The sequence below is a fragment of the Streptomyces sp. NPDC048718 genome, from assembly GCF_043198875.1.
Lineage (GTDB): Bacteria > Actinomycetota > Actinomycetes > Streptomycetales > Streptomycetaceae > Streptomyces.
In genome coordinates this window covers 376183-394748 of the sequence record NZ_JBICVG010000005.1, presented here as the reverse complement: position 1 = coordinate 394748, position 18566 = coordinate 376183, and the positions used below count along the sequence as shown (strand labels likewise).

Below are 18566 nucleotides of genomic sequence, written 5' to 3'. Positions count from 1 at the left end.
TGACCCCTTGAACGTACGGATCAGCGCAGGTCAGTGGCTATGACGCAGGCCGGTGGACCAGGGGTGGGGCAATCCCTACCCCGGCGCTGGGGGTCAGCCCTTGCGGCTGATGAGAAGCAGCGCCCGGTCGTCGTTGACGTCCTTGGCGCAGGCCTCGATGAGGTGCCAGGCGGCGCCCTCGAAACCGCCGGCGACATGGCGGTCGGCCTCGCCGGTGAGCCGGTCGATGCCCTCGGCGATGTCGCGTTCGGCGCTCTCGACGAGGCCGTCGGTGTAGAGCATGAGGACGTCGCCGGGGCTGAGCGAGCCCTTGACCGGGTGGTATTCGGCGGCGTCGTACACACCGAGCAGCGGCCCGTCGGCGGACTTCTCCTCCCAGGCGCCTCGGCCCGCGTGGAGCTGGAGGGCGGGCAGATGGCCGGCGGAGAAGAGTTCGTAGTCGCCGGAGTCCAGGTCGAGGACGAGATGGATGGAGGTGGCGAAGCCCTCGTCCCAGTCCTGGCGCAGCAGATAGCCGTTGGCGGCGGGCAGGAAGGCGTGCGGGGGCAGCGAGCCGAGGAGTCCGCCGAAGGCGCCGGACAGCAGCAGGGCGCGGGAGCCCGCGTCCATGCCCTTGCCGGAGACGTCGGTGAGGACGACTTCCAGGGTGCGGCCGCCGTGGGTGCGGGCGGCGACGACGAAGTCCCCGGAGAAGGACTGGCCGCCGGCCGGGCGCAGGGCCATCTCGCGGTGCCAGCCGCCGGGCAGGCGGGGCAGCGCGCTCTGGACCCGGATGCGTTCGCGCAGGTCGAAGAGCATGGTGCCGCCGCGCCGCCAGGGCACGCCGACGCGGGCCCGGAACTGTGCGACGAGCAGTCCGAACAGTCCGCAGGCGGCGACGACCAGGACGATGCCCGGGGTGACCCGGGCGGGGCCTTGCGTATAGGGGCCGAGGGCCACGGACTCGACGATGAGCGCGGCGGCGGCCGTCGCGTACAGGCCGAGCAGGCTGGCCGGGCGCAGGATCAGTCCGCCGGCGACGATCGGCAGCACGAGGGCGGCCGGTGAGCACCAGACGGGGGCGAGGAGGGTGCCGCAGGTGATGGCGGGGACGGTGAGGAGGAGACCCGCGAGGGCGAGCCGGTCGGAGCCGTCGCCCCGGAAGTAGTCGACCCCGGACCGGCGCAGGCCGACGCGGACCCGGCGGACGCTCCTGCGCCACCGGGCCACGTATCCGGGCATCGCTCCACGACGTGTCATATGGGCTGGACCCTATCCACCCGATCGGAGCTCGTGCAGGGGGACCCGAGTGACATTGCATTCGAAATCGGGTGGCCGGAATCGTGAACCGGAGAAGCCAGTGGCATATGACAGGTGCACGTAGGGGCCGGCACCTGCCCGAAGAGGCCGCTGGTCCGCCGCCGGAGGGTCCGTCTCCGGCACACGACGGGAGCATTCCGGAAGTACCGGCTCTGGCGGGAATTGAGCGGAGCCGAACGGCCCCGCCGCGCCGGAAGGAGGGCCCCGGCGGACGGCTCGGGCCCGCCGTGGCGGCCGGGCGGCGGGGAAGTCGCCGCCGGTGGCGGTGGCTACGGAGCGCCGCGAGGGCGTCACAGGGCCCTCGCACGACACCATCAGGCCGAAGTAGGACTTCGCGGACGCGAACAGTCCGCTCTGGCGTACTCCTGCCGTGCGCCGCCGAATGACCGTATGAGCCGTCGCACTCGGCACCGCGTGCCACCCCGCGCGCCATGGGGCGTACCCGCCGCACCCGGCCCCGCATACAACCCGGGTGCGACCCCGCGCACGCCCCCGCCCGGGGCCCGTGTGCGCCCCACCCGGGGCCCGCACATGCCGCGGCATCTGCCGCCGCGCATGCCGCCGGCCGCGACGAGCCCGTCAGGGTCGCCGCAGCCGGGTGGGGATCACGGTCCGGGAGCCGGACCGGAGGGGTCGGGCGGGGTCAGGAGACCACGCGCAGGTGGGTCGGCCAGCCGATGCGGTCCAGGAGCCGGAACATCTTCTTGATGTCGGTCGGGCTGACCTTCACACAGCCGTTGGACTTGTAGTCGCTCGCGCCGTCCCAGCGCCGGGCCTCCGTGCGGCCCTGGGAGCCGTCCCGGTTCATCTCGGAGTGGATGAACATCTCCCTGCGCTTGGTGGTGCCCTTGGAGCAGGACATGTCCTGGAGGTAGACCGCGTAGCCCTTGATGTACCGGCCCCCGTAGGTGCGGGACTTGCTGCGGATCTTCCAGCTGCCGTTGGGCATCCAGCCCTTGTTGCGCGTGCAGTCGTTCTTGACGCCGGTGCCCGAGCCGGCCCGGTAGGAGGCCACGAGCTTCTTGCCCCGGTAGACGAGGAGCCGTGAGTCGGCCGGGTTCTTCTGGTTCTTGTCGAAGACCAGCGAGGTGGCCGCGTGTGCCGCCGGGGTGTGGGCGGGGGCCGCCGGGGTGTGGGCCGAGGCGGCCGGCGCGAGGGATCCGGCGAGCAGCCCGCCGGTGAGGACGGCGGTGAAGACCGCGGACACGAGAGTCTTACGGGCGACAGCGGACATGGGGGTGCCCCCTTCGGGCGGTGTGCGGACGGGAAGCGGACCGGGATACGGCCCCGGAGGCGGCGCCCCGCCGATGAGGCGGGGCGTCCGGGGCGCCGGCCGCGGCATCAGCATGGCCCGGGGCGGCGGGGGCCGGGAAGCGGTTGCGGGCCGTCCGCCGATGCGCATGGATGCGTCGTCATGGGCATGGCTCCGACCTGGGGTTATGCCCTCATGCGAAGCCCGGGGGCGACCGGGCCCGGACAGCCCCTAGTCGTCGTGCGAGGAGACGGGCGGCAGCTGGCCCACCAGCAGGGCCAGCCAGGTGTTGGTGTCCGCCCGGCCGGTGTCGGGCAGATGGCGGGTGCGCTGGAAGTACTTCAGGGCGTCGGCGGTCATCGAGGTGAAGGTGCCGGAGACCGGGGTGCCGCCCTGGCCCACGTTGTCGAGGAGTTCCTGGACGGCCCGCACCTCGAACGGACCGGAGTCGGGGCCGACCACCCTCGCCCGCACCAGCTCCGGCCAGGTCTGGTCCCCCACCTTGCCGTCGGCGGGCAGGAGGCGTTTGCGCTGGAAGTCGGTGACGGCGTCCCGGGTGTCCTCCCGGAAGAAGCCGTCGGTCCGCACCTGGTAGCCGTGTGAGCGCAGCAAGTATTGAAGGGCGCGGGCCCGGGTGAACTGGTCCTCGTCCCGCATGATCAGCACCGGCCATTTGTGCCGTACCACCCGGGTGGCGACCGCCCCGGCCGCACTGCCCTCCGCCTCTTCCTCGCGCCCCGCGGCGAACCACCAGGCGTGGACGACGACCCCGGCCGTGAACGCCATCACCACGAGCGCCGCGACCAGGACCGGTGGAAGCCAGCGGGAGCCGGTCCGGGCGGCGGCCTCCTTCCGCGCGGGAAGAGTCTCCACGGGGGCGGCACCCAGGAGGGCGAGGCTCAGGGGAGCGGTGTCCGGGGATGCGGTCCGCCCGGCCGGGCCGCCGGGGGCGGCGGTCCGCTGCCGGCTGTTCTCCCGCAGCGCGGCCGCGCACAGGGCGCGGGCCTCGTCGAGTTCCCCCGCCGGAGCCCGCAGTTGGGCGTGCAGCGCCTCGACCACGCGCAGGGGCGCGGTGGAGAGATGTCCCGGGTTCAGATAGCGCGAGAGTGTCGTCTGGTCGACACCCACCCGGGCGGCGAGTGCCTGCTGGGTCGGCCGGGTGCCTCGGGAGGGGCCGCCGGACTCCTCCCACCACCGGCGCAGCAGCCGCGCCAGCCGTACTCCCGCCGTCCGTTCACGGTTCCGTCCCTGGGCCTGGTCCTCAGGCTGCTGTGTCATATGCCCGCCCCTTCCCGTCGTCCCCACCCCTCACCGGGCCCCGCCACACCACCCCGCTCACCGCACGACCCCGCCGCATGACGGCATAACGGCAGGTCAGATCCATGCATCAGGACGGGCATCGGCGCATCGGGACACGGCGCGTGCGGATCGTAGCGACGCGCCCCCTCTCTTCGAGACCTCCCCCGAGGGCCCCCTGCGATGCGGTCAAATGCCGAAACCACGCCGGCCCTCGCGAAAGAGCCCGGCGGCCGTCCCGTGGGGGCGCGCCACTATCACCCGTACGAGTGTGCCACCCAAGGCGCCTCACTCAGGGATGAATCACCCTCAAGAGGGACACCATGGGCTGGAGTCGGAAAATCCCGGCGGGCCGCCCTCGGCAGGAGGACGGCCGCTCGGCGCGGTCGGGACACCCTGCGTACCCGAGGCGCCCGGGGCACCCGGCCGGAAGCGCGGCTATCGCCGCTGACAGGTGGGGCACCAGAAGAGATTGCGGGCCGCCAGGTCGGCGGTGCGGATCTCCGTGCCGCAGATGTGGCAGGGCAGGTGCGCCCGGCGGTAGACGTAGACCTCGCCGCCGTGGTCGTCGACGCGCGGCGGACGGCCCATCGCCTCGGGGGTGTGCTCGGGGCGGACGGTGTCGATGCGGTTCAGCCGGACACCCTCGCGCATCAGCAGGACCAGGTCCTCCCAGATCGCGGTCCACTCCCCCGCGCTCAGCTCCCGCCCGGCCCGGTAGGGGTCGATGCCGTGCCGGAAGAGGACCTCGGCGCGGTAGACGTTGCCGACGCCCGCGACGATCTTCTGGTCCATCAGGAGGGCGGCGATGGTGGTACGGGACTTCGAGATCCGCCGCCAGGCCCCGGCGGGGTCGTCGTCCGCGCGCAGCGGGTCGGGGCCGAGCCGGTCGTGTATCGCCCGCTTCTCGGCGTCCGTGATGAGCGCGCAGGTGGTGGGGCCGCGCAGATCGACGTACGCGTCCGGGTTGGCGAGCCGCAGCCGGACGGTGTCGGTGGGCGGCGGCGGGGCCGGGTTGGGGCCCTGTTCCCCGGCGGCGCCGGCGACGCTCCCGAAGTTCACCTTGCCGAAGAGGCCCAGATGGATATGGACCCACTCCTCGCCGGGGAAGCCCAGGAAGAGGTGCTTGCCGTGCGCCTCCGTACGGGCGAGGACCGCGCCGTCGAGCAGGGCGGCGGAGTCGGCGAACTTGCCCTGGGGGCTGGAGACACGCACCGGCCGGCCGCCGAACCGTTCCCGGTAGTCGGCGGCCAGCCGGTGGATGGTGTGCCCTTCGGGCATCAGGCGGTGGGCTCCTGCGGGTGGTGGGCCGGGATGGCCGGAAGCTCGCCCGTGGTCTCGTACGCCGAGAGCATGTCGATGCGGCGGGTGTGGCGCTCGTCACCGGAGTACGGGGTCTTCAGGAAGATCTCGACGAAGGTGGTGGCCTCGTCGCGGGTGTGCATCCGGGCGCCGACGGCGACGACGTTGGCGTTGTTGTGCTCGCGGCCGAGGGCGGCGGTCTGCTCGCTCCAGGCGAGGGCGGCGCGCACCCCCTTGACCTTGTTGGCCGCGATCTGCTCGCCGTTGCCGGAACCGCCGATGACGACACCGAGGCTGCCCTCGTCCGCGGCGGTCCGCTCGGCGGCGCGCAGGCAGAACGGCGGGTAGTCGTCCTGGGCGTCGTAGATGTGGGGACCGCAGTCGACGGGCTCGTGGCCGTGGGCCTTCAGCCACTCGACGAGATGGGTCTTGAGTTCGTAGCCGGCGTGGTCGGAGCCGAGGTAGACGCGCATGATCCGAGTGTGGCACGGACCGGCGCGGGTAACCGAAAGCGGGGTCGGGACCTTGGTCCAGGACCTCCGTCCCGCCTGCTCTGGACCGTATGTCCGAAATCACGATCCGGAATTAGGTCTTCCGTATGGGGCCGTATACGGGTTTTATGTGTCCAGCTCACCCGAGCGCCCCCCACATCGAAGGAAGCGTTCATGAACACGCAGCCGACTCTGACGAAGGAAGGCGGATCCGCCGACGACACCGGTGGTACCTCGCAGTCCCTCGGCGCATCCGATGACCACAACGCGGGCCAGGACGGCCTGAAGGCCGGTCTCAAGAACCGCCATCTCTCGATGATCGCCATCGGCGGCGTCATCGGCGCCGGACTCTTCGTCGGTTCCGGGGCGGGCATCGCCGCGGCCGGACCGGCCATCCTCCTGTCCTACGCGCTCGTCGGCGTGATGGTCGTCTTCGTGATGCGGATGCTCGGCGAGATGGCCGCCGCGCGGCCGTCCTCCGGTTCCTTCTCCGCCTACGCCGACCAGGCGCTCGGCCGCTGGGCCGGCTTCACCATCGGCTGGCTGTACTGGTTCTTCTGGGTCGTGGTGCTCGCGGTCGAGGCGACCGCCGGCGCCAAGATCCTGGAGGGCTGGATCCCGGCCGTCCCGCAGTGGGGCTGGGCGCTCATCGTGATGGTGGTGCTCACCGCCACCAACCTGGCCTCGGTCGCCTCCTACGGCGAGTTCGAGTTCTGGTTCGCGGGCATCAAGGTCGTCGCCATCGGCGCCTTCGTGGTGATCGGTCTGCTGGCCGTCTTCGGCGTGCTGCCGGGCTCGGACAACCCGGGCGCGGGCTTCGGGCACCTCACCGACGCCGGCGGGTTCTTCCCGATGGGCGCGGGCGCGGTCCTCACCGGCGTCCTGATGGTCGTCTTCTCCTTCATGGGCAGCGAGATCGTCACCCTGGCCGCCGGCGAGTCGGAGGACCCGCAGCGTGCCGTGACGAAGGCCACCAACAGCGTCATCTGGCGTATCGCCGTCTTCTACCTGGGCTCGATCTTCGTCGTCCTCACCCTGCTGCGCTGGGACGACAAGGCGATCCTGGAGAAGGGCTCGTACGTCGCCGCCCTGGACTCGATCGGCATCCCCCACGCCGGCCAGATCATGAACGTGATCGTGCTGACCGCCGTTCTGTCCTGCCTGAACTCGGGTCTCTACACCGCCTCCCGCATGGCCTTCTCGCTCGGCCAGCGCGGCGACGCGCCCCGCGCCTTCGCCCGCGTCAACAAGCGCGGTGTGCCCAAGGCGGCGATCCTCTCCTCGGTGGTCTTCGGCTTCGTCGCGGTCTTCTTCAACTACAAGTGGCCCGACACCGTCTTCGCCTTCCTGCTGAACTCCTCCGGCGCCGTCGCGCTCTTCGTGTGGCTGGTCATCTGTGTGACCCAGCTGCGGATGCGCGGGATGATCCTGCGCGAGCAGCCCGAGAAGCTGGTCGTGAAGATGTGGCTCTTCCCGTACCTGACCTGGGCCACCATCGGCATGATCACCTTCGTGATCGGCTACATGGTGTTCGACGGCGGCGACAACCGTCAGCAGGTCGTGCTCTCGCTCGCGGTGGCCGCGCTCGTGCTGGTGATCGGTCTCGTCAAGGAGCGGATCATGAAGAAGTCCGAGCCGTCGGAGATACCGGCCGCGAAGAGCTGACACTCCCCCGACCGGCACCTTTGGTCCTGATGCCCGGCGGCCGGCGGCGGCAGCCGGGCCCTTCATACGAAAAGGCTCTCCGTACCCCTTCTTCCGGGGTACGGAGAGCCTTTTCGTATGTACGAGCGCGCGCCTTCGGGTTCGTATGCGCGCGCCTTCGGGTTCGTATGTACGAGCGCGCGCCTTCGGGCGTGCGGAGCGGGGCGGCGGGGGACGCTTGGGTACGACGCCCCCCTTCGCCCGCTCAGCCCTTGCGGCCGACGAACTTCCAGGCGGCCGGCAGGGCGCCCATGGCGAGGGCCGCCTTGAGCGCGTCGCCGATCAGGAACGGGACGAGGCCGGCGGCCACGGCCTGGCCGAGCGTCATGCCGGTCGCCAGCGCGAGGTACGGCACGCCGACCGCGTAGATGATCGCGGAGCCGAGCGCCATCGTGCCGGCCGTGCGCAGCACGGAGCGGTCGCCGCCGCGGCGGGCGAGGGCGCCGACCACGGTGGCCGCGAGCAGCATGCCGAGGATGTAGCCGAAGGAGGCCATGGACCAGCCGGAGGCGCCCTCGGCGAACCACGGCACGCCCGCCATGCCGACGACGGCGTACAGGCCGAGGGAGAGGAAGCCGCGGCGGGCGCCGAGCGCGGTGCCGACCAGGAGGGCGGCGAAGGTCTGGCCGGAGACCGGGACCGGGGAGCCGGGGACCGCGACGGTGATCTGGGCCGCGAGGCCGGTCAGCGCGGCACCGCCGGCGACCAGCGCGATCTCGCGGACGCGGCTCGCCGGGATCAGGTCGGCGAGGACCGTACCGGAACGGAGGGAGGAGACGGGGGCTGCGGTGCTCATCGGTACTCCGTGTGGGAATCGGGAGGAAGGCGAAAGAGAAGCGGAACAGGGTGGGACTGCGGGTGAAACGGGACAGCGGTTCACGCCTGGCAGGGGCCCCGAGGAGGGCGGCGCGGACCACCGGGGACCCGCGGGCGGCTCCAGGGGCCGCGCGGGCCACAGGGGGCCAGCTCGACCGTATGCCAGGGGTGAGCGGCCGATCACCATCAACGGCCCACAAAGCACGGGCCGACCCCTTCGTGGAGATCAAACAAAGCCCACGATCCGCCCGTCGCGCCACGTGATGCTGGTCACTGGGAAGTCCTCCCGTGTGGTCCCTTTTGCGTCCAAGGGTGCCGAGCGGAGAGACTGTGGGGTCCCCATAAAGCCGCAGCACCACCCGAGAGCACGAGCCCCCCACATGCACGAACCCGCCGAACCCGCCGAACCTTCCGGACGCCCCGATTCCGGCGGGTCCGCCACCGGGGCCCGGTCCGGGACCGCTGCCGGATCCGGCGCGGCCACCCCCTCCGTCCTGGACGACCTGCCGGCGCCGCTCTCCCACGGACTGAAGCAGCGCCACCTCACGATGCTGGGGCTCGGCGGTGTCATCGGCGCGGGTCTGTTCGTCGGTTCGGGCGCGGGCATCGCGGTCGCGGGCCCGGGGATCGTGATCTCGTATCTGCTGGCGGGCGCGCTGGCGATGCTGATCATGCGGATGCTGGGCGAGATGTCGGCGGCGATGCCGTCGTCCGGGGCGTTCTCCGTGCACGCGGAGCGGGCACTGGGCCGCTGGGCGGGTTTCTCGGTGGGCTGGCTGTACTGGTTCCTGCTGGTGGTCGTGCTGGCGGTGGAGGCGACGGGCGCGGCCCGGATCGCGCACGGCTGGGTGCCGGGGGTGCCGCAGTGGGGCTGGGTGCTGGCCTTCATGGTGGTGTTCACCGCGGCCAACCTGTCGGCGGTGAAGAACTTCGGCGAGTTCGAGTTCTGGTTCGCGGCGCTGAAGGTGGGCGCCATCGTGCTGTTCCTCGTTCTGTGCCTCCTGGCGATCGTGGGCTGGCTGCCGGACACCGCCCCGGTGGGGATGGCGAATCTGACCGGCCAGGGCGGCTTCCTGCCGAACGGCTGGTCCGGGGTGGTCTCCGGGGTGCTCGTCGTCGCGTTCGCGTTCGGCGGTCTGGAGGTCGTGACGATCGCGGCGGCGGAGTCGGACGACCCGGTGCGCAATGTGGCGCGGGCGGTGCGCAGCGCGGTGTGGCGGATCCTCTTCTTCTACGTGGGTTCGATGCTGGTGATCGTGACCCTGCTGCCGTGGACGGCGATCAAGCCGGGCGAGTCGCCTTATGTCGCGGTACTGGATCACATCGGGGTACCGGCGGCCGGGCAGATCATGAATGTCGTGGTGTTCGTGGCGCTTTTGTCCGCGCTGAACGCGAATCTGTACGGCGCTTCGCGCATGGTGTTCTCGCTCGCCGAGCGCGGCGAGGCACCAAAGGGCCTGCTCAAGGTCACGGAAGGCGGAGTTCCGCGCCGGGCGCTGCTCGCGTCCGTCGCATTCGGTTTCGTCTCCGTTGTCCTCAATCTGAAGTGGCCTGATTCCGTCTTTCTCTACCTCTTGAACGCGGTCGGCGCGGTGCTGCTGTTCGTCTGGGCGCTGATCGCGGTCTCGGAGCTGCGGCTGCGGCGCCGGATCGAGCACGAGATGCCCGAGAAGCTGTCCCTCCGTATGTGGTGCTTCCCCTGGCTCACCTGGGTGGCGCTGGCCGCGATGGCGGTGGTTCTGGTGCTGATGCTGCTCGACGACGCGTCCCGGCCGCAGGTGCTCTGGTCCAGCGGAGCGACCGCATTGGTGCTGGTCGTGGCCGGAATTCGCGAGCGGGTTATGCTCCGCACTAAGCGGAATTATTAATTCACCTTGTGTAAAGATCGTGACCGTATAGCGGACATGCGTTCCCTCTGAGCGGTACACCCCTCCACACTGTGGGCCACTCTCCCGTCTCGGCTAGTGAACAGAGTTCGCCCATGTCACGGAGCACCACCCCCGCGCCGTCCGACGGCGGCAAGGACGGCACCCCCGCCTCCTCCGCCGCCGCCGTCGGAAGCTTGTCGCACGGCCTCAAGCAGCGTCACCTGTCGATGATCGCCCTCGGCGGCGTCATCGGCGCCGGCCTCTTCGTCGGCTCCGGCCAAGGCATCGCCAAGGCCGGCCCCTCGATCGTCCTCGCCTACGCCCTCTCCGGTGCGCTCGTCATGCTGGTGATGCGCATGCTCGGCGAGATGTCGGCCGCCAACCCGGCCTCCGGCTCCTTCTCCGTCCACGCCGAGCGCGCCTTCGGCCCGTGGGCGGGCTTCACCTCCGGCTGGGCCTTCTGGTTCCTGCTCTGCGTCGCCGTCGGTCTGGAGGGCCTCGGCGCCGCCGGCATCATGGTCGGCTGGTTCCCCGGCACCCCGGCGTGGGCCTGGGTGGCCCTCTTCATGCTGGTGTTCTGCGGCACCAACCTGGCGGCCGTGAAGAACTTCGGCGAGTTCGAGTTCTGGTTCGCCGCCCTGAAGATCGGCGCCATCGTCCTCTTCCTGGGCATCGGCGTGCTCGCCATCGTCGGCGTCATCCCGGCCGACGAGGCCGCCAAGGCGGCCTCCGAGGCGGCCACGAGCAAGGTCGGCGGAGGCGGTGGCGGCTTCTTCCCGAACGGCGTCGACGGCCTGATCTTCGGTCTGCTCGCCTCGCTCTTCGCGTACGGCGGTCTGGAGACCGTCACCATCGCCGCCGCCGAGTCCGAGCACCCGGTGCAGGGCGTCGCCAAGGCCGTCCGTACGGCGATGTGGCGCATCGCGATCTTCTACATCGGCTCCATGGCCGTCATCGTCGCCATCATGCCGTGGAACGACCCGGCGGTCGCCGAGAAGGGCCCGTACGTCGCGACCCTCGACTACCTGGGCATCCCGGCCGCCGGCCAGATCATGAATGTGGTCGTCCTCGTCGCCCTGCTGTCCGCGATGAACGCCAACATCTACGGCGCCTCCCGGATGGCCTGCTCGCTGGTCGCCCGCCGCATGGGCCCGCAGATCATGGGCCGCACCTTCGGCGGCGTGCCGCGCCTGGCCGTCCTCGCCTCCTGTGTGCTCGGCTTCGGCTGTGTGATGCTCAGCTTCTGGTCGCCGGACAAGGCGTTCATCTGGCTGCTGAACACCATCGGCGCGATCATCCTCGTCGTCTGGTTCTTCATCGGCGCCTCCCAGCTGGCCCTGCGCGGCCGCACCGAGCGCGAGACGCCGGAGAAGCTGGTCGTGAAGATGTGGCTGTTCCCCGGCCTCACCATCACGGCGCTGGTCGGCATGGTGGTCGTCTTCATCCTGATGGCCATGGAGGCCGAGACCCGCGAGCAGCTCTACTACACCGGCGGACTGACCGTCCTCCTCGCGATCGTCGGCTACGTGCTCCAGAAGAAGCGCGGCGACGAGACGGCCGCCGAGGCGGCCCTGCCCGGCACGACCCCGGCGGAGCCGGCGGCGGCCGAGGAGAAGGCCGAGGCCAAGCCCAAGGGCAAGACCGAGGAGAAGGCCAAGGCCACGTCCGGCGACAAGGCCGACGACAAGGCCGCGGGCGACGACAAGAAGCCCGTGACGGCCAAGAAGGCCTGACCGGTCCCGTAGTCCCGTAGAACACGCGTGATGCCCCGCCGAGCACTGCTCGGCGGGGCATCGTGCTGTACGGACCCCGCCCGCCGGACCGACACGGCCTAGGACCAAGGACTGATCCACATCGGCCGCACCTACTGTTAGCCTGCACTTGCACATTAATTGCAATAAGGATTCAGTCAGTCAGTCGAAGGGTCGGACAGGACACATGGCCGTCTACACGCTTCCGGAGCTGCCGTACGACTACGCGGCGCTGGAGCCGGTGATCGATCCGCGGATCGTGGAGCTGCACCACGACAAGCACCACGCCGCCTACGTCAAGGGCGCGAACGACACGCTGGAACAGCTGGCGGAGGCCCGCGACAAGGGGCAGTGGGCATCGCTCAACGGCCTGGAGAAGAACCTGGCCTTCCATCTCTCCGGCCACATCCTGCACTCGATCTACTGGAACAACATGAGCAGCCCGAAGGAGGGCGGCGGCGGCGAGCCGCTGGCCGCCGACGGGGTCGGCGAGCTCGCGGACGCGATCACCGAGTCCTTCGGCTCCTTCGCCGGCTTCAAGGCGCAGCTCACCAAGGCCGCCGCGACCACTCAGGGTTCCGGCTGGGGCGTCCTCGCCTACGAGCCGGTCAGCGGCCGGCTGATCGTCGAGCAGGTCTACGACCACCAGGGCAACGTGGGCCAGGGCTCGGTCCCGGTCCTGGTCTTCGACGCCTGGGAGCACGCCTTCTACCTCCAGTACAAGAACCAGAAGGTCGACTTCATCGAGGCCATGTGGGGCGTCGTCAACTGGCAGGACGTCGCGCGCCGTTACGAGACGGCCAAGGCGTCGGTCCCGCTGATCTCCTTCTGAGCCACACCCCCGTCCGGCGCCCGGGCCCGGCGTCCGGAGCGGCAGCGTCCTGCTCGTGATCGTCTTTTCAACCGTCACCGGGCAGGCGGTGGAAAGAGGAACCCCCGTGATGACGTGAATCACGGGGGTTCCTCCGTACGGGAGGGCGGCCGGTACTCCGCCGGCCGTCGCCTGCTCGGTCGGCCCTCCTCGGTCGGCCCTACTCGAAGCTCGGCGCCGCCGTACGGGTGCGCTTGATCTCGTAGAAGCCCGGGGTCGACGCCACCAGCAGGGTGCCGTCCCACAGCCGGGCCGCCGCCTCGCCGCGCGGGGTCGGGGTGACGACGGGGCCGAAGAAGGCGACCTCCTCGCCGTCGGCGCCGGGCACCGAGATCACCGGGGTGCCGACCTCCTGGCCCACCTTGTCGATGCCCTCCTTGTGGGAGGCGCGCAGTTCCTTGTCGTACGTGTCCTTGTCCGCGTACTCCAGGAGTTCGGCCGGCAGGCCGACGTCCGCGAGGGCGCCCGCGATGGCCTCGCGCGTCGGGCCCTCGCCGTTGACATGGAAGCGGGTGCCGAGCGCGGTGTAGAGCGGGCCGACGACCTCGTCGCCGTGCAGCTCACGGGCGGCGATGACGACCCGGACCGGGGCCCACGCCTGGGTCTCCATCATCTCGCGGTACTGCGGCGGCATCTCGTCGAGCCGGTCCTCGTTGAGGACGGCGAGGCTCATGACCTTCCAGCGCACGTGGACCGGACGGACCTGCTCCACCTCCAGCATCCAGCGGGAGGTCAGCCAGGCCCAGGGGCACAGCGGGTCGAAGAAGAATTCCGCGGTGGTCACGTTCTCGGACATGCGTCTCCTCAAGGGAAAGGGCTTCGGCCTACGGTGGAGCGAGTGGAGCGAGGTCGTCGATCTGACCGAACACCACGACCCCCGGCCGCATTCCCCGGCGCCCGTCGCCCGGGGGCGCCCCGGCGCATGGCAGGATCGGTGCTGTTTCGAACGCACGACGAAGGAGTGACCGTGCCCGGTGAGAACCTGACCCGCGACGAGGCCCACGAGCGGGCCGGGCTGGTGGCCGTCGACGGCTACGAGGTCGCCCTCGACCTGCGCTCGGCGGTCGGCGGGGCCGAGCGGCCCGACCGTACCTTCCGCTCGGTGACGACCCTGCGGTTCCGCCGTACGGGAGCGGGCGACGCCACCTTCGTCGACCTGATCGCGCCCTCCGTGGACGCCGTCACCCTCAACGGCCGCGCCCTCGACCCGGCGGTCGTCTTCGACGGCACCCGGATCGCGCTCGACGGCCTCGCCGACGAGAACGTCCTGGTGGTCGACGCCCAGTGCGCCTACAGCCGTACCGGCGAGGGCATGCACCGCTTCGTCGACCCCGAGGACAGCGAGGTCTACCTCTACACGCAGTACGAGCCGGCCGACGCCCGCCGCGTCTTCGCCAACTTCGAGCAGCCCGACCTCAAGGCCCCGTACCGTTTCGAGGTGACCGCGCCCGAGGGCTGGACGGTCTGGTCCAACGGCGCGGGCGAGCAGGGCGCCGACGGGGTGTGGCGGTTCGCCGAGACGGCGCCGATCTCCACGTACATCACCTGTGTCGTGGCCGGCCCGTACCACTACGTCACCGACTCCTACACGCGCGTCCTGGGCGACGGCACCGAGCTGGAGATCCCGCTCGGCGCGATGTGCCGCAAGGGGCTCGCGAAGCACTTCGACGCGGACGACGTCTTCCTGATCACCAAGCAGGGTCTCGACTTCTTCCACGAGAACTTCGACTACCCGTACCCCTTCGGCAAGTACGACCAGGCCTTCGTCCCCGAGTACAACCTCGGCGCGATGGAGAACCCGGGCCTGGTCACCTTCACCGAGGAGTGCGTCTACCGCGGCAAGGTGACGCGGGCGGCGTACGAACGCCGGGCCAACGTGATCCTGCACGAGATGGCCCACATGTGGTTCGGCGACCTGGTCACCATGGTGTGGTGGGACGACCTGTGGTTGAAGGAGTCGTTCGCCGACTTCATGGGCTCCTTCTCGCTCGCCGAGGCCACCCGCTTCACCGACAGCTGGGTGACCTTCGCCAACAACCGCAAGGCGTGGGCCTACCGGGCCGACCAGCTGCCGTCCACCCACCCGATCACGGCCGACATCCGTGACCTGGAGGACGCCAAGCTCAACTTCGACGGCATCACGTACGCCAAGGGCGCCTCGGTGCTCAAGCAGCTGGTGGCCTACGCCGGACGGGACGCGTTCCTGGAGGGCTCGCGCCGCTACTTCAAGCGCCACGCGTACGGCAACACGCGCCTCGCCGACCTGCTGACCGTCCTTGAGGAGACCTCCGGCCGGGACATGAAGGCCTGGGCGAAGTCCTGGCTGCAGACCTCCGGCGTCAACACCCTCACCCCCGACGTCACCTACGACGCCGAGGGCCGGATCACCGAACTCGCCGTCCTCCAGGACGGCGGCGAGCCGCGCCCGCACCGCGCCGCCGTCGGCCTCTACCGGCTGACCGACGGGGCGCTCGTCCGCTACGCGCGCGTGGAGGCCGACATCACCGGCGCCCGTACGGTGATCTCCGAGCTCGCCGGGGCCGAGCGCCCCGACCTCGTGCTGGTCAACGACGACGACCTCACCTACTGCAAGATCCGCTTCGACGAGGACTCGCTGGCCACCCTGCGCGGCCACCTCGGCGACATCACCGACCCGCTGGCCCGCGCGCTGTGCTGGTCGGCGCTGTGGAACCTGACCCGTGACGGTCTGATGCCGGCCCGCGACTTCGTCCGCGTGGCGCTGGACTTCGCGGGCCGCGAGACCGACATCGGCGTGCTCCAGATGGTGCACGCCTGGGCGCGGTCGGCCGTCGTCCACTACGCGGCCCCCGCATGGCGCGCCGAGGGCGGGCGGCTGCTCGCCGAGGGCGCGCTCGGCGAGCTGCGGATCGCGGAGCCGGGCAGCGAGCACCAGCTGACCTGGGCGCGCTTCTTCGCCGCCGTGGCCTCGTCGGACGCGGACTTCCAGCTCCTGGAGGGACTGCTCGACGGTACGGCCGCGATCGACGGTCTGGAGGTGGACCAGGAGCTGCGCTGGGCGTTCCTGGAGCCGCTGGCCACGCACGGGCGGGCCGACGAGGCGCGGATCGGCGCGGAGCTGACCCGCGACGACACCGCGACCGGCAAGCGGCACCAGGTGCGCTGCCTGGCCGCCCGCCCGTCCGAGGCGGTCAAGGCGCAGGCGTGGGCGCAGGTCGTGGAGTCCGACCAGCTGTCCAACGCCCTGGTGGGGGCGACGATCGGCGGCTTCGTCCAGCCGTCGCAGCGCGAGCTGATCGCGCCGTACGCGGAGAAGTACTTCGCGGCGATCGAGCGGATCTGGTCGGAGCGGTCCATCCAGATCGGCATGGACGTGGTGCGCGGTCTGTTCCCGGGGCTCCAGGACCGGCCGGAGACCCTGGCGGCGACGGACGCGTGGCTCGCGGAGCACGCGGACGCGGCGCCGGCGCTGCGCCGGCTCGTCCTGGAGGCGCGCGACGACCTGGCGCGGGCGCTGCGCGCGCAGGAGTGCGACCAGCGCGCGGCGTGAGTGCGCGCCCGGCAGAGCCTCTGAGGTGAGGCGAACGGCCCCCGGTGGATGGACATCCACCGGGGGCCGCCCTGTATCGGCATTCGAACGCCTATTCTTTAGGGAGGAGTTGTCCTGATTGGGCAACGAATAGGCAACAGCGGTTATCCCCTTGTCGTATGACGGAAGACCGTCGTCATGAACTACGACATCCCCACCGGCACGGAGACCGGAACGGAAACCGGCATGGACCGGTTCCGGGCGGCCGTCCGCCACGGCCGCGCCGAGGCGATGCTCACCGGGCTCGCCGCGCTGTCCCTGCACCGTCTCGCCACCGCTCCCCGGCCGGACCTGATCGAGCGGATCGACATCCTCGTCCCGCGCACCCGGCGACCGCGCTCCACCGACCGGGTCCGGGTGGTGCGAACGGCCCGGCCGCCGCTGCCGGTCGAGATCGACGGGCTGCCGGTGGCCCCGGTGGAACGGGCCCTCGCCGACGCGGTGGCCCAGCCGGCGGACGCGGACACCGTCCGCCGCCTCCTCACCGAGGCGGTCGGCGGCGGACACTGCGAACCGGGCGTGGTCGTCCGCGAGTTGAGCCGGGCCCGGCTGCTCGGCCGGCCGCAGGTGGCGGCCGCCGTGGACGTCCTGCTCACCGAGGGCCGGGCGCTGGCCGAACAGCGGCTGTACGCGATGGTGCGCCGCTGCGGGCTGCCGGACCCGCTGTGGAACGTGGACCTGCGGCTGCCCGGCGGCCCGCACCTGGGCGCCCTGGACGCCTACTGGCCGGCCCAGGCGGTGGCGGTGGAGCTGGACACCCGGGCGGCCCGGCGCGACGAGGACGCCCTGGACGCCGCGTACACGCGCAAGCGCGAGCATCTGGAGCGGCTGGGCGTCACCGTCGTCCGGCTCAGCCCGCGCGGGCTGCGCGAGGCGAGGGACCAGCAGGCGACCGTGGTCCGTACGGCGCTGATGGCCGCGGCGGACCGGCCGCCGGCCGCCCACGTGGTCGTACTGCCCCGCTGAGCGGCCGGCGGGGCGGCCGGTTCCTCGGGGCGGTCGGCCGGCTGGCCGGAGGGCCGGCCTGGTGGGTGACCGGCCCGGCGGGTGGGGTGGCCGGTCAGTTCCCCGGGCCGGCCAGGTCGGTCGCGCCCGTCTTGGCGGTGGTCGCGCCCATCGTGGCGGTTGTGGCGGCGGGCTTGGCGGGCTTGTGGCAGAACTCGGCCTCGACGATCGCCTGGGAGTCACCCGTCCAGTCGGCGTTGAGGTTCGCGGCGAGGGAGTGCTCGCCGTCCCGGGTGACGTGGGCCTCGGAGGTGGAACCGTGGATGCCGCCGCTGTGCCCCCAGACCACGGTGCCGCAGCTGAGCCTCTGCCGGATGAGGCCGAGGCCGTAGCGGGCGTCCGGCGACAGGGTCGTGGCGACCGTGTCGGTCATCTCCCTCATCTCGGCGGGCGGCAGCAGCCGTCCCTTGAGCAGGGCGCGGTAGAAGGTCTGGAGGTCGTTGGTGTCGGAGACGATCTCACCGGCGCCCGCGGCGATGCTCGGGTTCAGCTCGCCCACCTCGTAGGTGGGCCCGTCGGTGTCGCGGGACAGCTTGGAGTACGCCCCGGAGTGCGGCCACGGCATCCTGGGGTCGGTGCCGGGGGCCCGGGTGGCGCGCAGCCCGAGCGGCTCGATGATCCGCCGCTCGACCTCCTTCTCGTACGAGTGACCGGTGACCTTCTCGACGACCATGCCGGCGAGCACGAAGTTGGTGTTCGAGTAGTTCCAGGAGGCGCCGGGCGCGAAGTCCGGCTTGTGCCGCATCGCGACGGCGACGATCTGCTCGGGGGTCCAGGTGTCGTAACGGTGCTCCAGGAAGTCCGTACCGAAGACCTGCTTCTGGAAGGCGGGGTCGGCGGTGTAGTTGAAGATGCCGCTGGTGTGGTTGAGAAGCTGACGGACGCTCACCTTGCGGCCTTCGTGGCCGTGGCCGCGCACCACGCCGGGCAGCCACTTCTCGACCGGGTCGTCGAGGTCGAGCCGGCCCTCGGCCTGGAGCTGGAGCAGCACGGTGGCGGTGAAGGTCTTGGTGATGGAGCCGACCCGGAACCGGTCGGCGGCCCCGCGCTCGCCCGCCGTACCGGCCCAGCGGCCCCGGTCGTCGCGGGCCGCCGCGACGGCGCCGGGCACCCCGTCCGCGACGTTGACCTCCAGGGCCTGCCGGGTGACGGCGTGCCCGGCCGGGGCGGGCGCCGCCGCCAGGGCGGGGACGGCGAGCGCGGTGGTGGCGAGACCGGCCGCGAGGGCGGCGGCGACGGCGGTACGAAGGACGCGGACGGCTTGCATACGGGCTCCCGTGGTCGTGTGCGGACCGCGATCACGGTGCGACCGGTGCCGGTCGGGAGATGATCGACGGTTCTTG

At 71.3% G+C, this 18566-nt stretch carries 14 protein-coding genes; 6 read left to right on the top strand and 8 right to left on the bottom strand.

The window, feature by feature from the left end:
- Positions 1–93: 93 nt before the first annotated feature.
- From ACGFRB_RS12370 to ACGFRB_RS12350, 5 genes are all read right to left on the bottom strand, one after another.
- The gene (locus ACGFRB_RS12370) at positions 94–1239 is read right to left on the bottom strand and encodes a PP2C family protein-serine/threonine phosphatase (protein ID WP_363006534.1); all 1146 of its coding nucleotides are present in this window, start codon (positions 1237–1239) and stop codon (positions 94–96) included.
- Positions 1240–1942: 703 nt separating this feature from the next.
- On the bottom strand, positions 1943–2533 hold the full coding sequence (locus tag ACGFRB_RS12365) for a L,D-transpeptidase family protein (RefSeq protein WP_393242326.1): 591 nt from the start codon (positions 2531–2533) through the stop codon (positions 1943–1945).
- 249 nt (positions 2534–2782) lie between these two features.
- Positions 2783–3829 (bottom strand): peptidoglycan-binding protein, encoded by a 1047-nt coding sequence (locus ACGFRB_RS12360; protein ID WP_393242323.1) that lies wholly within the window; start codon positions 3827–3829, stop codon positions 2783–2785.
- Positions 3830–4285: 456 nt separating this feature from the next.
- Entirely contained in the window at positions 4286–5128 is an 843-nt protein-coding gene (locus tag ACGFRB_RS12355) for an Fpg/Nei family DNA glycosylase (RefSeq protein ID WP_393242320.1), read from the bottom strand.
- Positions 5128–5622, bottom strand: coding sequence for a ribose-5-phosphate isomerase (locus ACGFRB_RS12350; RefSeq protein ID WP_361234077.1), 495 nt, complete (start codon positions 5620–5622; stop codon positions 5128–5130). Before ACGFRB_RS12350 ends, ACGFRB_RS12355 begins: the two co-directional genes overlap by 1 nt.
- A gap of 192 nt (positions 5623–5814) precedes the next feature.
- On the opposite strand from ACGFRB_RS12350, the gene ACGFRB_RS12345 reads away from it, so the two are divergent.
- A complete protein-coding gene (locus ACGFRB_RS12345) occupies positions 5815–7305 on the top strand; it encodes an amino acid permease (RefSeq protein WP_393242316.1) in 1491 nt (496 codons plus the stop codon).
- 244 nt (positions 7306–7549) lie between these two features.
- Here ACGFRB_RS12345 and ACGFRB_RS12340 read toward each other — a convergent pair whose 3' ends face one another.
- Entirely contained in the window at positions 7550–8140 is a 591-nt protein-coding gene (locus ACGFRB_RS12340; RefSeq protein ID WP_393242314.1) for a biotin transporter BioY, read from the bottom strand.
- Between the two features lie 400 nt (positions 8141–8540).
- Between ACGFRB_RS12340 and ACGFRB_RS12335 the strand changes: the two genes are divergently transcribed.
- The 3 genes from ACGFRB_RS12335 to ACGFRB_RS12325 all read left to right on the top strand — a co-directional run bounded on the left by ACGFRB_RS12335 (position 8541) and on the right by ACGFRB_RS12325 (position 12611).
- Positions 8541–10028 carry an amino acid permease gene (locus ACGFRB_RS12335; protein ID WP_393242311.1) on the top strand — a complete coding sequence of 496 codons (1488 nt, stop codon included), beginning with the start codon at positions 8541–8543 and terminating at the stop codon, positions 10026–10028.
- A gap of 113 nt (positions 10029–10141) precedes the next feature.
- Positions 10142–11761, top strand: a complete 1620-nt coding sequence (locus ACGFRB_RS12330; protein WP_393242308.1) for an amino acid permease — start codon at positions 10142–10144, stop codon at positions 11759–11761.
- A gap of 205 nt (positions 11762–11966) precedes the next feature.
- A complete protein-coding gene (locus ACGFRB_RS12325; RefSeq protein WP_361234092.1) occupies positions 11967–12611 on the top strand; it encodes a superoxide dismutase in 645 nt (214 codons plus the stop codon).
- A gap of 199 nt (positions 12612–12810) precedes the next feature.
- On the opposite strand, the gene ACGFRB_RS12320 is transcribed toward ACGFRB_RS12325, so the two are convergent.
- Positions 12811–13446, bottom strand: coding sequence for a DsbA family protein (locus ACGFRB_RS12320; RefSeq protein WP_363006550.1), 636 nt, complete (start codon positions 13444–13446; stop codon positions 12811–12813).
- A gap of 171 nt (positions 13447–13617) precedes the next feature.
- On the opposite strand from ACGFRB_RS12320, the gene pepN reads away from it, so the two are divergent.
- Positions 13618–16179, top strand: a complete 2562-nt coding sequence (gene pepN, locus ACGFRB_RS12315) for an aminopeptidase N (protein WP_393242304.1) — start codon at positions 13618–13620, stop codon at positions 16177–16179.
- Positions 16180–16356: 177 nt separating this feature from the next.
- Positions 16357–17184, top strand: a complete 828-nt coding sequence (locus ACGFRB_RS12310; RefSeq protein ID WP_393242301.1) for a hypothetical protein — start codon at positions 16357–16359, stop codon at positions 17182–17184.
- A 94-nt stretch (positions 17185–17278) separates the two neighbouring features.
- Here the strand turns inward: ACGFRB_RS12310 and ACGFRB_RS12305 are convergent, their stop codons facing one another.
- The gene (locus ACGFRB_RS12305) at positions 17279–18490 is read right to left on the bottom strand and encodes a serine hydrolase domain-containing protein (RefSeq protein WP_393242298.1); all 1212 of its coding nucleotides are present in this window, start codon (positions 18488–18490) and stop codon (positions 17279–17281) included.
- Positions 18491–18566: the final 76 nt, after the last annotated feature.

Bases quoted from the DNA above. Each gene is read 5' to 3' on its own strand.
- ACGFRB_RS12325 (WP_361234092.1), top strand. From the start codon at position 11,967: ATGGCCGTCTACACGCTTCCGGAGCTGCCGTACGACTACGCGGCGCTG.
- ACGFRB_RS12355 (WP_393242320.1), bottom strand. From the start codon at position 5,128: ATGCCCGAAGGGCACACCATCCACCGGCTGGCCGCCGACTACCGGGAA.
- ACGFRB_RS12340 (WP_393242314.1), bottom strand. From the start codon at position 8,140: ATGAGCACCGCAGCCCCCGTCTCCTCCCTCCGTTCCGGTACGGTCCTC.
- ACGFRB_RS12320 (WP_363006550.1), bottom strand. From the start codon at position 13,446: ATGTCCGAGAACGTGACCACCGCGGAATTCTTCTTCGACCCGCTGTGC.
- ACGFRB_RS12310 (WP_393242301.1), top strand. From the start codon at position 16,357: ATGAACTACGACATCCCCACCGGCACGGAGACCGGAACGGAAACCGGC.
- ACGFRB_RS12330 (WP_393242308.1), top strand. From the start codon at position 10,142: ATGTCACGGAGCACCACCCCCGCGCCGTCCGACGGCGGCAAGGACGGC.
- ACGFRB_RS12345 (WP_393242316.1), top strand. From the start codon at position 5,815: ATGAACACGCAGCCGACTCTGACGAAGGAAGGCGGATCCGCCGACGAC.
- ACGFRB_RS12370 (WP_363006534.1), bottom strand. From the start codon at position 1,239: ATGACACGTCGTGGAGCGATGCCCGGATACGTGGCCCGGTGGCGCAGG.
- ACGFRB_RS12335 (WP_393242311.1), top strand. From the start codon at position 8,541: ATGCACGAACCCGCCGAACCCGCCGAACCTTCCGGACGCCCCGATTCC.
- ACGFRB_RS12360 (WP_393242323.1), bottom strand. From the start codon at position 3,829: ATGACACAGCAGCCTGAGGACCAGGCCCAGGGACGGAACCGTGAACGG.
- ACGFRB_RS12305 (WP_393242298.1), bottom strand. From the start codon at position 18,490: ATGCAAGCCGTCCGCGTCCTTCGTACCGCCGTCGCCGCCGCCCTCGCG.
- ACGFRB_RS12365 (WP_393242326.1), bottom strand. From the start codon at position 2,533: ATGTCCGCTGTCGCCCGTAAGACTCTCGTGTCCGCGGTCTTCACCGCC.
- ACGFRB_RS12350 (WP_361234077.1), bottom strand. From the start codon at position 5,622: ATGCGCGTCTACCTCGGCTCCGACCACGCCGGCTACGAACTCAAGACC.